At 74.7% G+C, this 16,162-nt stretch carries 10 protein-coding genes and 1 pseudogene; 7 read left to right on the forward strand and 4 right to left on the reverse strand.

What is annotated here, in order from left to right; genetic code table 11:
- Window positions 1–66: 66 nt before the first annotated feature.
- A complete protein-coding gene (locus ACFCX4_RS24530) occupies window positions 67–1,236 on the reverse strand; it encodes a serine hydrolase domain-containing protein (RefSeq protein ID WP_376146103.1) in 1,170 nt (389 codons plus the stop codon).
- Between the two features lie 68 nt (window positions 1,237–1,304).
- Window positions 1,305–2,471 (reverse strand): serine hydrolase domain-containing protein, encoded by a 1,167-nt coding sequence (locus ACFCX4_RS24535; RefSeq protein WP_376146106.1) that lies wholly within the window; start codon window positions 2,469–2,471, stop codon window positions 1,305–1,307.
- 418 nt (window positions 2,472–2,889) lie between these two features.
- Between ACFCX4_RS24535 and ACFCX4_RS24540 the strand changes: the two genes are divergently transcribed.
- A complete protein-coding gene (locus tag ACFCX4_RS24540) occupies window positions 2,890–4,311 on the forward strand; it encodes a cellulase family glycosylhydrolase (protein ID WP_376146109.1) in 1,422 nt (473 codons plus the stop codon).
- Window positions 4,312–4,378: 67 nt separating this feature from the next.
- Here ACFCX4_RS24540 and ACFCX4_RS24545 read toward each other — a convergent pair whose 3' ends face one another.
- On the reverse strand, window positions 4,379–5,230 hold the full coding sequence (locus ACFCX4_RS24545; protein ID WP_376146112.1) for a hypothetical protein: 852 nt from the start codon (window positions 5,228–5,230) through the stop codon (window positions 4,379–4,381).
- Window positions 5,231–5,553: 323 nt separating this feature from the next.
- On the opposite strand from ACFCX4_RS24545, the gene ACFCX4_RS24550 reads away from it, so the two are divergent.
- The gene (locus tag ACFCX4_RS24550; RefSeq protein ID WP_376146115.1) at window positions 5,554–8,808 is read left to right on the forward strand and encodes a discoidin domain-containing protein; all 3,255 of its coding nucleotides are present in this window, start codon (window positions 5,554–5,556) and stop codon (window positions 8,806–8,808) included.
- A gap of 434 nt (window positions 8,809–9,242) precedes the next feature.
- Window positions 9,243–10,337, forward strand: a complete 1,095-nt coding sequence (locus tag ACFCX4_RS24555) for a hypothetical protein (protein WP_376146118.1) — start codon at window positions 9,243–9,245, stop codon at window positions 10,335–10,337.
- A gap of 140 nt (window positions 10,338–10,477) precedes the next feature.
- Here ACFCX4_RS24555 and ACFCX4_RS24560 read toward each other — a convergent pair whose 3' ends face one another.
- Complete coding sequence (locus tag ACFCX4_RS24560; protein WP_376146121.1) at window positions 10,478–10,738, reverse strand: hypothetical protein; 261 nt, start codon at window positions 10,736–10,738, stop codon at window positions 10,478–10,480.
- A gap of 482 nt (window positions 10,739–11,220) precedes the next feature.
- Between ACFCX4_RS24560 and ACFCX4_RS24565 the strand changes: the two genes are divergently transcribed.
- The 4 genes and pseudogenes from ACFCX4_RS24565 to ACFCX4_RS24580 all read left to right on the forward strand — a co-directional run.
- Window positions 11,221–12,510, forward strand: a complete 1,290-nt coding sequence (locus ACFCX4_RS24565) for an Hsp70 family protein (RefSeq protein WP_376146124.1) — start codon at window positions 11,221–11,223, stop codon at window positions 12,508–12,510.
- A 284-nt stretch (window positions 12,511–12,794) separates the two neighbouring features.
- Window positions 12,795–13,691, forward strand: a complete 897-nt coding sequence (locus tag ACFCX4_RS24570) for a hypothetical protein (RefSeq protein ID WP_376146127.1) — start codon at window positions 12,795–12,797, stop codon at window positions 13,689–13,691.
- A 191-nt stretch (window positions 13,692–13,882) separates the two neighbouring features.
- A complete protein-coding gene (locus ACFCX4_RS24575) occupies window positions 13,883–14,938 on the forward strand; it encodes a hypothetical protein (protein WP_376146130.1) in 1,056 nt (351 codons plus the stop codon).
- A gap of 4 nt (window positions 14,939–14,942) precedes the next feature.
- Window positions 14,943–16,162 (forward strand): annotated as a pseudogene (locus ACFCX4_RS24580) (hypothetical protein); the annotation flags it as partial.

Here is a 16,162-nt window from a genome sequence, read left to right on the forward strand (position 1 = left end):
CGGCCCGCACCGTGCGGTGCGGGCCGTGGCCGTCGGGGCCCCTGGCGGCGGGGCCGGCCGAGCGGGTCAGCGGCAGAGGGCCGCGTCGACCGCGTCGGTCAGCCGGGTGCCGGTGGCCGCGTCCGGGACGGTGGTGACGGTGATGTTCACGGCACGGCCGTCCTCCGTGACCCCGCCCCTGGTCCGGTGGCCCGGGGAGGTTCCGCCGTGGCCCCAGACGAGGCCGCCGCAGGTCAGTGGCCTGCTCTGGAGCCCCAGGCCGTAGCGGACCCCGGGGCCCAGGAGCTCGGCCGACACCGTGGTGCGCATCTGGGCGAGCTGCTCGGCGGGCAGCAGGCGGCCCGTCAGGAGCGCGCCGTAGAAGGCGTTGAGGTCGGTGTTGGTGGACACGACCGCCCCCGCGGCCCAGGCCATCGAGGGGTCCATCGCGGTGTAGTCGACCAACGGTGCGCCCGGGGCGGTCCGCAGGTAGCCGTGCGGGTGCGGCTCGCGCAGGGTGGTCTCCCCGATGGCCGGGACGTAGGTGTGGCGCAGGCCGATCCGGTCGACGACGCGCCTGGTGACCTCCTCTCCGAAGGGGCGGCCGGTGACCTTCTGGATCAGCAGGCCGGCCACCAGGTAGTTGGTGTTGCTGTACATCCAGCCGGTCCCCGCGGGGAACAGCGACTTCTGGGCCAGCGCCCCGTCGAGCAGCTCGCGCGGATCGAAGTAGCGGTACTGGATGGTGGTGAAGTCGGTCAGCGCGGGGGCGTCCATGTAGTCGGGCAGGCCGCTGGTGTGCTGGAGCAGCTGGCGGACGGTGATGCTGCGGCCGTCGAAGCCGTCGCCGCGCAGGAGGCCCGGCAGGTAGGTGTCGACGTTCGTGTCCAGGCCGACCCTGCCCTCGGCGACCAGCTGCAGGACGACGACGGCGACGAAGGCCTTGGTGTTGCTGCCGGCCCGGATCTGTCCGTCGACCGGGACCCGGGCCCCGGTGGCCAGGTCGCCGACGCCGGCCGTGTAGGTGCGGTTGCGGCCGTCGCGGCCCTTGACGGTGGCGAGGGCCGCGGGCATCCCGTCCTCCTTGACCAGCGCGTCGAGGCGTTGCTGCACGGCGTCCGGGCGCGGTGCGGCGGATGCCGTGGACGGCGCCGGGAGGAGGGCGGTCAGGGCGAGCCCGGCGGTGGCCGTGGCCGTCATCGCGTGCCGCACCAGGCGGATGCGGTGCGCCCGGCGCTGCGGGGCTGGTTCGTTCATCGGGACTCCACTGCGGGAAACGGAGGGGGAGGTGCGAGGCGGTGGGGCCGGGCGGCGGGTGCCCGGGATCAGCGGCAGAGCGCCTCGTCCACGGCCTTGTCGACGTTCTTCGTGGTGTCGGCGTCCGGGATCGTGGTCACGGCGATGTTCACGGCGCGGCCGTCCTCGGTGGTGCCGCCGGAGGTCTCGTAGCCCGGGATCGTCCCGCCGTGGCCCCAGGCGACGCCGCCGCAGGAGAGCTGGCGGCTCACCAGGCCGAGTCCGTAGCGGGCCCCGGCGCCGATCGCGTCGGCGGGGACGGTGGTGCGCATCTGGGCGAGCTGGGCGGCGGGCAGCAGCCGGCCGGCGAGCAGCGCGCCGTAGAACTTGGTGACGTCCGTGTTGGTGGAGACGGCGGCGCCGGCCGCCCAGCCCCAGGACGGGTCCAGCTCCGTGTAGTCGCGCAGCGATCCGTCCGCGCCGCGCTGGTAGCCCTTGGGGTGGGCCTCGTGGATCGTCATGTCCCCGGGGGTGGGGAAGTAGGTGTGGCGCAGGCCGATCCGCTCGATGATCCGCTTGGTGATCTCCTCGCCGAGCGGGCGCCCGGTGACCTTCTGGATGATCAGGCCCGCCAGCAGGTAGCCGGTGTTGTTGTACTCCCACTGGGTGCCGGGCGCGAAGCGGGCCTTCTTGGCGAGCGCGGTGTCGAGGAGCTCGCGCGGCTCGTAGTAGCGCTTGGGGTCACCGAGAATGCCCGCGGTGTCGACGTACTCGGGCAGGCCGCTGGTGTGCTGGAGCAGCTGGCGGACCGTGATGTTGCGGCCGTCGATGCCGTCGCCGCGCACCAGGCCGGGCAGGTAGGTGTCGACGTTCGCGTCCAGGCCGAGCTTGCCCTCGGCGACCAGCTGCAGGACGACGACGGAGGTGAACGCCTTGGTGTTGCTGCCGATCCGCACCTGCCCGTCCACCGGCACCTTGGCCTTGGTGGCCGCGTTGCCGACGCCGGCCGTGTAGGTGCGGGTGCGGCCGTCGCGGCTCCTGACGGTGGCGAGGGCGGCGGGCACCCCGTCCTTCTTGACCAGCGAGTCGAGGCTCTGCTGCACGGAGTCCGGACGCGGTGCGGCGGAGGCCGCCGAGGGTGCCAGGACGCCGGCCACCACCGCGGCGGCGGCCACCGCGGTCACGGCCGCCACCACCTTGCGGCGGCCGCCGCGGAGGCGGTTCGGAAGGGGGTGCTGCGGTGCGTGCTCGTTCATGGGAATGCCCCTCTGGATGGGCGCCGGAGCTCTTCTCGGCGCCCTCCAAGAGGATCATCCGATGCACCGTCAATCCGTCCGCGCGGGGAACGAGACCGCACCCGGGAACGTGCTCCGGGTCGCGTCCGGACGCGGGACCGTGCTCCCGGGGCCACTGGTGCGACACCCCGGTCACCCGTCCCGGGCAGAGGCGGCGGAGAGGGCCGCCGGGCTGGCCCGAAGGCCTGAATCCCGCGCCTGCGGAGGGTGTGGCGGCGCGCTCGGTTCGACGCCGAACCATAGCTTGGGCGCGGTCCCTCCGGCCCGCTCGGCGATCGGGAGGACACCGCCCGGGGAGCACTCGCGCCGGACCGGGCGGGGGTCGTCGTTCACCACCTCGACCGCAACGGCCTCCCACCACCGTCGAAGGGTCGGCAACATGTCCATCGGATCCGCGCCGGCGCGGTTTCTGGCAACCGTCCTGCTGGTGCTGGGGCCGGCCGCGCCGGCCGCGGCGGTGCCGGCGGTGCCGCCCCCCGAGGCGGCCTCCGTACTGGGCCACGCTGGCCGCTGGCTCACCGACGACCAGGGCCGGGTCGTCACCGTGCACGGCGTGAACCTGGTCTACAAGTACCCGCCCTACTACCCCGCGGCGGGCGGCTTCGCCGAGGCGGACGCCCGCTTCCTGGCCGAGAACGGGTTCAACGCGGTTCGGCTGGGCTTCGCCTGGAACGCGGTCGAACCGCTCCCCGGCGTGTACGACGACGGCTACGTCGAGCAGATCCTGCAGACCCAGCAGTTGCTGGCCCGGTACGGGATCCACAGCCTCGTCGACTCCCACCAGGACGCGTACAACACCTCGGTGGGCGCCAGTTGGAGCGGCTTCCCCGAGTGGGCGACCTACGCCGACGGACTCCCGGTCGAGCCGAACCCAGGCTTCCCGTTGGTCTACTTCACCAGCCCGGCGCAGAACCGTACCTGGGACAACTTCTGGCGCGACCACGCCGCCCCCGACGGCATCGGCGTCCAGGAACACTACGCGGCGATGTGGGCGCACGTCGCGCAGCGGTTCGCAGGCCGGCCGTACGTGCTCGGCTACGACCTGATCAACGAGCCGTGGCCCGGCAGCGAATACCCGACCTGCTTCCCGGACGGCTGCCCCCGGTTCGAGACCGACGTGCTCGCACCGTTCGAGGGGATGGTCATGAACGCCGTCCGCGCGGTCGACCACGACCACCTGCTGTTCTACGAGCCCTCCCTGACCAACGACTTCGGCACGCCGGACTGGATGCCCAACCCGACCGGCGACCCGAAGGCGGGGCTGAGCTTCCACGACTACTGCCCGGGGCGGACGGACACCTGCCTGACCAACGGTCTCGACCGCGCAGCACTCGACGGGACGGTCGGGGTGGTGACCGAGTTCGGCGCCACCACGGACGCCGCGCGGCTGACCGCCCTCACCGACCGGTACGACGACCACATGGCCTCCTGGATGTTCTGGTCCGAACCGCAGAACCAGACGCCCCAGCACCCCCAGCAGCCGCCGACCGGCCCCAACCTGATGAACCCGGCGGTCGTCCGGCCCTACCCCCGGGCGGTCGCGGGCACCCCGCAGCAGTGGCAGTACGACACCGCGACCGCGGCGTTCACGCTGCGGTACGCCGTCGTACGCGCCGACTCCGGTGCCCCTTTCGCCCCCGGAGCCGTCACCGAGGTGTTCCTGCCGCCTGCCGCCTACCCCGACGGCTACCGGGTCGACAGCCGGGGCGCCGAGGTCGTGTCGCAGGCCGGTGCCCCGGTCCTCCGCCTCACCGCGCTCCCCGGCCGGGACACCGTCGAACTGACCGTGACCCCGCGCTGACCGGGCCGGGACCGGCGGTCCCCGGCCGCGCCCGGCCGGCTTCGACGCCCGACCCGACCGGGGGCGCTCAGGGCGCCGCGCCGGCTTCGGCGGGCTGCTCGGCGTCCCCGAAGCGGGCCAGGGTGAGGGCGCCCAGGACCGCCGCCGCGAAGCCCGCGGCGGCGAGGGGCTGGGCGTCGTGGCGGGTGTGGTCCCCGAGGAGCAGCACGCCGACGACGGCCGGGCCCAGGGTCTCGCCCAGTACCATGGCCGCCGTCGCCGCCGTGACCGAGCCGTTCTGCATGGCCCAGGTGAGGGCGGCGAACCCGCCCAGGCCGGCGAACGCGATCGCGTAGGCGGCCGGTTCGGTGAGCAGGTCCGGCAGCCGGGGGTCCGGCAGGACCCGGACGGCGACACCGACCACACCGAACTGCAGGCCCGCGACCAGGCCGAGCAGGGGCGCCCGCCGGCTCCCGGCGAACCGCACGGCCGCCCAGCCGGCACCGATCAGCAGCACCGAGACCAGCAGCACCCCCAGCCGCAGCGCCGGACTGCCGTGCCCGGGCCCGTCGCGCCCGGCGCTGACGGCGAGCACGCAGAGCCCCACGCAGACCGCCGCCACCCCGGCCCACTCGCTGCGCCGCAGCCGTACCCCGAGCACCCTGGCCGCGCCGACGGCGGTGACGGCGAGCGCCGAGGCCAGCACCGCCTCGACCTCGTAGAGGGGGAGCCGGTCCAGCGCGACCAGCTCGGCGCCGAACCCGAGCATGTCCATCCCGACCCCCACGAGGAACGGCCACTGCCGGAACGCCCCCGCGAGCGCCGCCGCACCCCCGGGCCGCCGCCCGGCGGCGGCACGACGGGCCCCGACCGCCTGGAGCACGGTGGCGGACCCGGTGAGCAGGGCGGCGGCCAGCGCCGCGAGCAGGCCGATCGACATGCGCCGACGTTACGGTCCGCCCGCCCCCGCACCCCGCCACGGCGCGCCGTACCGGTCGGCTCGGCGGACCTTCCCACGGCGGCACGGACCGTTCGGCGGCGATGGATCGACTCGCCCCGCGTCGCTGGCACGAACGGCCGTCACGGGGCGGCGCGGCCGGCCCGCGTGGGCGTGCGCCGGAAGGGCCGGGCCGGGCTCCGTCCACGGGCCCCGCAAATGAGTACCGGAATCGTCCGTGCTCTGACTATCCTTCACGAGCGCTTCACGTGGGGCGCACCGTCCACCGACACGAGAGCGACATCATGAGGAAGAAAGCCACGAGGGTGCTCATACCCTCCCTGACGGCACTGCTGATGGTCCCCCTGTCACCCTTCGTCGCGACCGTCTCCGCCGCGGCCGCCCCGTCGGTCTGGGTGGAGAGCGGCTACGAGCACGTCTTCTCCTCCACCCCCGCGCCGTCCCGGGCGACCGACCAGCGGGTCGAGCTCCACGCCGCCCGCAACGAGACCCAGGCCGCCCAGATCGCGGTGCGCTCCGGCAGCGCGCTGGACGGCCTGCAGCTGGTCGCCGGTGACCTCACCGGCCCCGGCGGCGCCGTCATCCCCGCCTCGCGGATCACCGTGAACCGGGAGTACAACCACCCCGCCATCATCAAGAACGTCAGTCAGGGCGGGATCCCCGACGACCACCAGGAGCCGCCGGACGGCGGGACCAGCTACTACGACGCGCTGGTGGAGAACGCCCCCGCCCAGCTCGCGGCGAACACCACCCAGCCGTACTACTACAGCGTCGCCGTGCCGGAGGGCCAGGCCCCCGGGACGTACACCGGCCGCACCACCGTGCAGAGTTCGGCGGGCCCGGTCGACGTTCCCGTCTCGGTGACGGTGTACGACGCCGCGCTGCCGCCCACCAACCGGTCCACCTTCCGGATGAACAACTGGTTCACTTCCGTGGGCTGGGACTACACGTGGACCTCCAGCGCGATCCCGTCCCAGTACACCAGGAAGGACGCGCAGGGGAACGACGTCCCGGTCCAGGCGTACGACGAGGAGTGGTGGCAGGTCATCACCAACTTCGCGGCCAACCACGCCAAGCACCGCAACAACGTGATCTACGCGGACTTCCAGGCGCTGGCGATCCCGGACACCACCTCGGACGCCCAGGGGAACCTCACCTTCAGCTGGGGGACCTTCGACCGGTTCGTCCAGATCTTCCAGGACGCCGGGGCCCTCCAGTACATCTACACCCCCACCCTCCTCGCGGGCGGCTACGCCGTCGAGACGCTCGTCCCCGACGGCCGCGGCGGCGTCCGGATGGAGACGCAAAACGCGGGCACCCCGTCGGCGAACACCTACATGAAGAAGGCGCTCACCGAGCTCAAGAAGCACCTCGACACCAAGTGCCTCGACGCGGGAACCACCTGCGCCCCGGGACGCCGCTGGAGCGACGTCTTCTACATGAGCGCCTCCGACGAGCCCAGCCCGAAGGACACCCCGCAGATCGACAGCGCCGGCTGGCTCTACGACATCTACCACGACGTGTTCGGGCCGCAGGCGCTGAGCAACGAGTCCCGCCAGGACCCGGTCTCCGCCATCGACGACAAGATCAGCACGATCACCTCGATCGGCGGCCCGCAGTACGACGCCAACACGGGCTACTACCAGTCGCGCCGGCTGGACGACGGCAAGGACTTCTGGCTGTACTACTGCAACAACCCCAACGACAGCCACCTCAACCGCTACATCGCCTACCCGACCTCCGACTCCCGGCTGACGCCGTGGATGGTCGCGGCCACCGGCGGCAACGGCTTCCTCCACTGGGCCTGGAACGTCTGGTCCCAGTCCTACACCGACCCGTCCGGCCGGGACACCTTCAACGGCCCGGAGACCGGTGACCACTACCTCGTGCGCCCCAACAAGGCCACCTACGGCGTCTACGACAGCGTCCGCAGCGAGGCGCTGCTCGCCGGGATCCAGGACTACGAGCTGCTGAACCAGCTCTCCGCCACCAAGCCGGTGCTCACCCGCGCCCTGATCAACTCCCTGATCAGCGGCACCACCAAGTTCTCCAAGTCCGGCGCGGCCACCGACCAGCGCCACCGGCAGATCCTGACCGCCCTCACCACCCCCGGCCCCGACGCCTCCTTCCCGTACACCGACGGGTTCGGCGCCGAGAAGGACGCCAACTGGCGGACCGTGCGCGGTTCCTGGAAGGCCACCGGGGACGGCGTCTACGCGCAGACCGACCCCAACACGGGCTGGGACGTGGTCGCCGGACTGACCGGCCGGGCGTACGGGGACGTCTCCGCCTCCGTCGACGTGCGGATCGACGACGTCCGGGCCGAGGGCGGCCGGACCAACTGGGCGGGCCTGGTGCTCCACAACCAGAACCCGACCGAGGCCCAGACCGGGTACCTGGTGGCGCTGCGCGACAACGGCCAGGTGTTCGTCGACCGCGGCGGCAAGTCCCTGGGCTCCGCGCAGGTCCCGGGCTACGCCCCCGGGCAGACCGTCAGCCTGCGGGTCTCCGTCCAGGGCGGCACGATCCGCGTCCACGCCGGTGAGAACCTGCTGCTGACGGCCACCGACACCGGCTACCCGGTGGGCGGCTTCGGCCTGGCCACCGGCGGCGCCTCGGCCCGCTTCCAGCACGTGCGGCTCAACCCCGGCACCGACGTGGCGGAGAACGCCACCGTCCAGGCCGACACCTCCTACGAGGGCGACGGCTGGAGCACCCGGGCCCTGACCGACGGACGGCGCGGCCTGCCCGGCGGCACCAACGGCTGGAGCAGCGACGGCAACCCGGGCAGCGACCACCAGGAGTCCGTCACCCTGGACCTCCTCGCCGCCAAGCGGATCGGCCGGGTGGACCTCCACCCCCGCGCCGACGGCACGGCCGCGGGCCGGGGCTTCCCGGTGGACTTCACCGTCAAGGTCTCCGCGGACGGCGCCCACTGGACGACCGTCGCCGACCGGACGAACCACCCGAGGCCCACGGACGCCTCCGTCCAGTCCTTCCCCTTCCCGGCCACCGACGCCCGTTACATCCGGGTCGAGGGCACCAGGCTCGGCACCGACCCCAAGGGCGACTACCGGATGCAGTTCGCCGAGATCGAGGCGATCGGCGGCGAGCTGGCCACCGGCCGCCCCGTGACGGCCTCCAGCACGGTGGGCGACGTCGCCTGGCGTCCGGGCGCGGCCACCGACGGCATCGTCGACTCCACCTCCGACGCCTTCGGCTGGACCAGCGCCAGGGCCGCCGGTCCCGTCGCCACGGAGTGGGTCACCGTGGACCTCCAGGGCCCCAGCCTGATCGGCCAGGTCGCCCTGACCCCGCGCACCGACGGCGCCAACACCGGCCTCGGCTTCCCGGTGGACTACACCGTCAAGGTCTCGGCCGACGGCGTCAGCTGGACCACCGTCGCGGACCGGACCGGCACCCCGCGCCCCGGCGCGGCGCCGCTGGTCCACACCTTCGCGCCCACCACGGCGCGCTACGTGAAGGTCACCGGCACCCGGCTGGGCGCCGACCAGTTCGGCGACCACTACCTCCAGCTGGGCGAGATCGGCGTGCGCTGATCCCCCTCCCCCCGGGCCGGGCGGCGCCCGCCGTCCGGCCCGGGGGCCTGCCGGAAGGCCTGGAACCAACGCCGTTCAGCCAGGGCGGTCCGGGCTGCGTCAGGGGTCGGTTGTGAGCATGTTGATGCTGTCGGCCGGTCCCTCATCGACCGTCTCGAAGGGCACGGTCCGGGTCGACTCGCCGATACGGCCGGGTGCGAACGCCCCGGCGGTTGCTCCGGCCGTCCGCGCTGTCGCAGCCTGTTCCAACAGCGGAGCTCCGGTGGTGAGGACGTCCCGGAGTGACAGCCCTCTTCCACGGCAGCTCCGCTGCTTTGCCCACCGGCCTCGACATACGGGCCCCACGCCCAACTGAACGGCGTTGGTTCTAGAGTGCCGTCGACGGACGGCGGGCCGGGGACGACCGGGGGCCGTGACTGGAGCGGGAGTGCGGAATGCGGTTGTTCGACGAGGCGGACCTCCCCGAGCGGGACGACCGGGAGGCGTGGCTCGCCCGCGCGGAGCGGCTGAGTGCCGGGGGCGACGCGCGGGGCGAGGCGATCCGGCTGGAGTTCGAGGGCGGGGAGCGGTCCGAACTGGCAGCCGCCTACGAGGCGGTGGAGCGGCAGCTCGGGCTGGACGCTCTGCGGGCGGACGGGTCCTGGCAGTTCGGCTGGGAGCGCGGGGTGCTCGACGAGGCGCGGTTCGGGCCGGCGGTGGACGGCGGTTCGCGGCGGGCCCTGGTGGAGCGGATCCTGGCGGAGCGTCCGGGGCCGGCCGGCGCGGACGCGGACGATCCCGAGCGGTGGGAGGGCGTCCTGCTGGCGGCGGTGCTCGACCGTCCGGTGAGCCGGTGGCTCCGGGTGCTGGACGTGCGGCTGACCGACTACCACCACTCCGCCGAGCGAGCGGCGGTGGCGCTGGCCGGGCAGGTGCGGCCGCGGCTGGAGCGGTTCTCGTTCGGCTTCGGCTTCGAGTACCTCTTCGAGTCCGGCGTGGGCTCGGCCGGCAGCCGCCTCGACCCGATGGACCACCTCCACAAGGGCCTGGTGCAGACGGACGTCTGGGAGGCGCTGCCCGCCCTGCGCACGCTGGAGCTGGAGGGCGCGTTCCTGTTCCCGTCCGTGGACCACGACGGTCTGACCCGGCTGCGGACCAGGGGCGCCGTGATCGCCGACGGCTCGGTCTTCCTCCCCGGGCGGCTGCCCTCGCTGACCTCCCTGGAGGTGGAGCTGGAGTGCGACGTCTTCGGGGTCGCCTGTTCGGCGGACCAGTTGGACGAGCTCGCGGTCACGGCGGCCTGGTACCCGAACCTGCGCCGTCTCGACCTCGGGAGGCTGGAGTTCGACGCGGGGGCGGACGAGGTGCTCGCCGCGCTCGCGGAGTCGCCGCTGCTGCCGCAGCTGGAGGCGCTGGCGCTCCGGGATCCGCTGGACGGCGAGGGCGAGGGCGAGGGCGACGACGGGGACGGCCCCGGCCTGCCGGCGGCCCTCGCCCCGAGGTTCGCGCACCTGGAGCTGAGGGTGGCGGGCCGGACGGTGCACGGGTGAGCCGGGCGGTGGTCCGGCGTTCGGCGGAGGTCGGTCGGCGGGCGGGAACCCGGCCCGGTGGCTGATCGGCGCGACGGTGCCCCGGCTCCCGCCGGTTCCGGTGGGCGTTCCAGGGAGGGCGTCCACCGGAGCCGCCGGTGTCAGTCGTCGAGGGCCGAGGCGCCGTCGGCCGGGGGGCGGTGCCGCTCGCGCTCGCGGGCGCGGCAGGGGGCGTGACGGGTGAGGGCGTCGCTGCAGTTGGCGGCGGCCATCCGCTGCAGCAGCGTGGCCAGCCGGGTGACGAGCGGACGCACCCGGGCCCGCAGCGCGGCGTCGGCACGGGCGTCGAGGCGCTCGACGGCGGAGCAGATCCGGGTGACGAGGTGTGCGGTACCGCGGAGGGCGCGGCGGAGGTGGCTCACGCGAGTGCAACCGGCGGGTCACCCGGCCGGTTCCGGCCGGGGGTCGGGCGGCCGATGCCAGAGCCGCCCCCGTGCGCCCCGCGTGCCCGGTGCGCGCCCGCGCGGGCGGCCACGACGGGCGCGGCCCGGAGCCGTGGAGGCGCGCGTCGCCGGGGCACCGGTGGGTCCCGTGGTCCCCGCGCGACGGGATCCGGACGGGAATCCGTGCGGATTCGGTCACCTGACGGTGTTCCGGCCGACCGCGGTGCCGAGACTGGTGGCGGCGCCCCGGTCCAGGGGGGAACGGGGCGCCGCCCGGGGTCACCGGGGCCGGAGTGCCCGTCCGTGAACAACTGGCAGTGCTCATGCCATTGTTACAAGATGTGCAGATCTTCTCCACAGTTGCTCCGGGGGTCCTACCATCCTGCGCGGGGACTCCGGAGGCAAGCCCCCCGGCTCCGCCCGTGCGCGCTCGCACCGCCTCGACTCCCGTGGGGGGAAACGTGTCTGACTGGTCGTTGGCCATCGACTTCGGGACCTGTTTCACCACCGCCGCCGTCCGCGCCGAGCCGGCCGGCGGGGTGGGAGGTGCCGCCGGGGCGGGCACGCCGGGCGTCGGCGCGGTCCGGTCCGCCACGGTCCCGGCGGGCACGGTTCCGCCCGGGACCGTGACGGCGGTCGAGATCGAGAACAGCCGTTACCTGCCCTCCCTGGTCTGCGTGGACGGCGACGGCCGGCTGCTCACCGGACGCGCCGCCGTCCAGCTGGCCGCCCAGCGGCCGGAACGCGCCGAACACCACCCCAAACGGGCGCTGTTGCGCCAGCCCGAGGTGCTGCTGGACGACCGGGAGGTGGACACCGTGGCGCTGGTCGCCGCCGTGCTCGCCCGGGCGGCGGACGGGGCACGGGCGCGGCAGGGCGGCACGGTTCCGGCGCGGATCGTGCTCACCCACCCTGCCGACTGGTCCCCGCCGGACCTCGACCGGCTGGTCGAAGCCGCCGCGCTGGCCGGGCTCGCGGGGCCGGAACTGCTCCCCGAACCGGTCGCCGCGGCCCGCTTCCATGCCGCCCACCCGATGGCGGGCGGCGAGGAGGAGGCGGGCGACGGGCCGATCGCCGTCTACGACCTGGGCGGCGGCACCGTCGACACCGCCGTCCTGCGACGGGAGCGCGGCGGCTTCCGGACCGTCGCGGTGGGCGGCGACCCGGACTTCGGCGGCCGTGACCTCGACCAGGTCCTCTACGAACTGCTCCGTGACCGGGCGCTGGACCTCGACCCCGGGCCGTGGGAGCGGCTCCGGACCGACCCGACGCCCGTCGGCGCCCACCAACGCGCCCAGCTGGCGCGGGAGGTGACCCTCGCCAAGGAGGCGCTGTCGGAGACCGGCACGGTGGAACTCGCGGTGCCCGGCTACCCGGACCGGTTCGTGGTGCAGGGCCAGGAGTACCGGGCGGCCGTCACCCCGGCCCTCGCCGCCTCGGTCGGCCTGCTGGAGCGGACCCTCGCCCGGGCCGGTGTGACCGCGGCCGAGCTGGGTGCCGTGGTGCTCTGCGGGGCGGCGGCCCGGACGCCGGCGGTCGGGGACCTGATCGCCGCCCGGCTGGGCACGGCGAGGCTCCGGCTGTCCGAGGACCCCAAGGCCGTCGTGGTCCTGGGCGCGCTCACCGAACCGCCCCCTCCGCCCGGCACCGACGAGGGCGCGGGGGAACAGGAGGCGGAGACGGCGGACGCCCCGGCCCGCTGGGCCGTCCTGCACTACCGGGACGAGGTCGATCCCGGACTCTCCTTCTGAGCCCGCCCGGCGGTGCCGCCCGCACCGGCCGGCCGGTCTCCGCCCCGGCGCCGGACCGCCGACTCCGCCGGACCGCCGACCCTGCGAACTCCGGACCCCGCCGAACCACCGACCCCGCCGACCCGCCGACCCCGCTGGATTACCGACCCCGCCGACCCGCCGACCCGCCGACCGCGTCGAACCGGGTTCCGGCCTGCCCGCAGGCGGCCCCGGCCGCTCCGGAACCGGCCGTCCACCCCGTCCACCCACCCGCCCGAGGACCCGCGAGAACCGCGAGGAACCGCATGGACATCGTGATGCTCGGCCACAGCGCGGCCGGGAAGACCAGCTACCTCTCCCTCATGTACGCCGCCATGTGCGACGGCGTAGAAGGCATGACCCTGCGCGCCGCCGACCGGGACGCCCACCGCTCGCTGCTCGCCGACGCCCGCGCCATCCTGCGCGGCCGCTACCCCCGGGCCAGCGACCGGCCCCGCTGCTACGACTTCGTGCTCTGCCACGAGGGCGACGAGGTCTTCCCGTTCCGCTGGACGGACCACCGCGGCGGCGCACTCACCGAGCACCGCCGCTCCAGCCCGCAGGCCGCCCGGCTGCACGACGACCTGGTCGCGGCCGACGGCATCGTGCTCTTCGTCGACGCCCTCCGCCTGGACACCGACCCCGAGGCGGCGGAGGACGTCCGCCGGCTCGTCGTCCGGGTCCACCAGGCCGTCGCCGACCGCGAGGAGAACCTGACCCCGCTGGTGATCGCCCTCACCAAGACCGACCTGGTGGACCTCGGCGCCCCCGACGCGGAGGAGCGCTTCCTCGGCCCGTTCATGCCGCTGATCGAGGCGGTCCAGGAGACCCGGCACATCCAGGGGGCGTTCATCCCGCTGGTCTGCGGTCCCGAGCCGGAGGGCGTCGCACTGCCCGTGCTGTGGACGCTCCGCTTCGGCATCGTCGGCCGCGCCATGGAGCTGTCGGCCTCGATCGACAGCCTGATGGAGTCGGCCCGGCTCGCGGACCAGCGCGACACCCTGTGGGACCGGCTCAGCAGCTGGTGGGAGGACGAGCCGTCCTGGGCCTCCATCCGCGACCGCGACCGTTCCCGGGCCGCGGCCGAACTGGGGCGCCTGGAGCCGCTGGTGGAGCCGGCCGACCGGCTCGGCGAGCTGCTGGAGGACGTCCTGGCCTTCTGACCGGCCGCCCGTGGCTCCGCTTCCCCGGCGGCGCCCCGCCCGCCGGACCCCGGGCCGGCACCACCGACCCCGCAGCGCCGACTCCACGGCACGGCACCGACCCCGCAGTGCCGTGCGGATCCCGCCGCAGTACGGGATCCCACCGGCCCCCTCACCCTCGAACCCGCGAGACAGCAGAGGACAACCGCGCCATGACCGTCCCCAAGCTCACCCTCACGATGCTCGGAGCCAGCGGCTCCGGCAAGACCGCCTACCTGCACGGCATGTACAACCGCCTCTCGATGGGCGTGCAGGGCTACTACCTCTACGCCACCGACCCCGACCTCGATCTGGACCTCGCCGAGGACTGGGCCCGGCTGCGCCGCACCGGTGCGATGCCCAAGGCCACCTCGGAGCGGCCGATCGGCTACGAGTTCGTGTTCCGCCGGGGGATGCGCGACCTCATGACGATCGACTGCGTCGACTTCCGCGGCAACGCCGCCCTGGACCGCCGCAGCGCGGCCGAGGACGTCGCCCTGCTGGAGGACCGCCTCTCGGTGTCCGACAGCATCATCCTCGCGCTGGACTCCGAGCACGTGGCCGAGTGGGTCCGGCACGGCGCCCCCGGCGGCCTCGACCGGGACGACGACCCGATGGAGATCTCCCGCTTCAGCCGGGCGATCTCCCGGGTCTTCAGCAACCGCCTGGCGGAGGGCGAGCCGGTCCCCGGGGTGACCGTCCTGCTGACCAAGGCCGACCTGCTGGCCGAGCGCACCGGCATGCGGGCGGCCGAGGCGCTCCAGACGGTGGGCCGGAACTTCCCCAAGCTCGTGCCGGTGCTGGCCGGCGACGGCGCCGACGGAGTCACGGTGGCGCTCTGCGCCGTTCAGCTCGGCAACTTCGGCGCGGCGGCCCAGGCCACCGTCGACGCCAGCCGGATCGCCCCGAAGAACCTCCACCTGCCGGTCATCTTCAGCCTCCGCCACTACCTCAGCGAGGGCATCGTGCGGAACCGTCAGGAGATGGGCCGGCTCTCCGCGAGCCTGGACGCCTCGCGCGGTGAACTGGCCGCGCTCAGCCAGGGGTTCCTCGGCGGGTTCTTCAAGGGGGCCGAGAAGACGAACGCCCGGCAGCAGATCGACCGGCTGGTCTCCAGCAGTTCGGCGACCGCGGCCGATCTGCAGAAGGCCCAGGAGCGCTGCCGGGAACTGGACGACGAACTGCGGGGGATCGCCATCTACCGCGACGGCCGACTGCTGACGGACTGAGACCATGACGACGAACACGCCTCACGGGCCGACGCCCGAACCGCTCGGGCAGCCCTTCACCGCCCCCGCTTCCGCTTCCGCCCCCGTCCCCGGCGCGGCGGCCGACCCCGCCGCCGGCTGGTCGGCGGTCGTCTACGGCCGCACCCTGCGGGTCGACCAGTGGTGGCGCGCCCTGCCCGCCGGGGTCGACCGGCAGGGCCCGGTGGGTGACGCGGTGCGCGCCGCCGTCTCCGGCGGCAACCGCCTGGAGGACGGTCCGCGCCCGCTGCTGCACCGCGATGTCCACGGTGTGCTGGTCGGCGCCGCCTGCGACCTCGGCCTGATCAGCCGGACGATGGTCCAGGACCGCTTCGGCCGCCCGCTGTACGGCTTCGTCGGCTGGTACCGGGCCGCCTCGGCCGGGCCGGCGGGCCGGATCCCCGGGCTCGCCGAGCTGACCGGCCACCTGGCCGCGTGGGCCGGTCCGGTGTACGCCGAGTGGACCGCGCTCACCTGGGAAGCGGTCGGCCGGGAGGAGGCCGAGCCGCGTGCCACCCGGCCGGTCGCCGCGCCGTGGCCCGAGCGTGCGCCCGGGGCCGCGTCGGGTGCCGCGTCGGGTGCCGCCGTCCCGCCCCCGGCGGAGGACGTCTGGCGGCCCGCGCATCCGGCCGGGACCCACCTGCTGCCGGAGGCGGACGCGCCCGGCGCCTGGGCGGCCGCCGCGGCCGGCGAGGACCGGTGCGTCCTGGTCACCGGCTGGCGGCGCCGCTCCGACGCCGACACGGACCGGCTCACCCATCTGACCAGCGCGGACTGCCGGGGCTACGAGCTGCTCCGGCCGCCGCCCCCGGTTGTGCCGCCGCCCCGGCCGGCGCCCGCAGCGGGGGCCGGTGCCCGGCCCGGAGGCGGCACCGGCGCCGGACCCGCACCCGCCGCCGAGCGGGGAACGGGCGCGAAGCCCGGGTCGAGGCCCAGGCCCGAGCCCAAGTCCGCTCCCAAGCCCGGGCCGTCCGGGTGGGGCCGGACCGCGCGGGGGCTGGGCCGTCTGGGCAAGGCCGTGGTCGAGGCCTTCTGGTCGGAGGACCCCGAGCAGCAGCAGTCCGCGCGGCACGAGGGCGACCGCCGGGAGGGTACTCCGCAGGCCGGGGAGCGGCAGGCCGCGGACCGGCCGGCGTCCGTCCGGCCGGCGTCCGTCCGGCCGACGTTCGACCAGCCCGCGTCCGACCGTCCGGTGCCGGACGGTCG

The organism is Kitasatospora sp. NPDC056327, from assembly GCF_042261735.1.
Taxonomy (GTDB): Bacteria; Actinomycetota; Actinomycetes; order Streptomycetales; family Streptomycetaceae; genus Kitasatospora.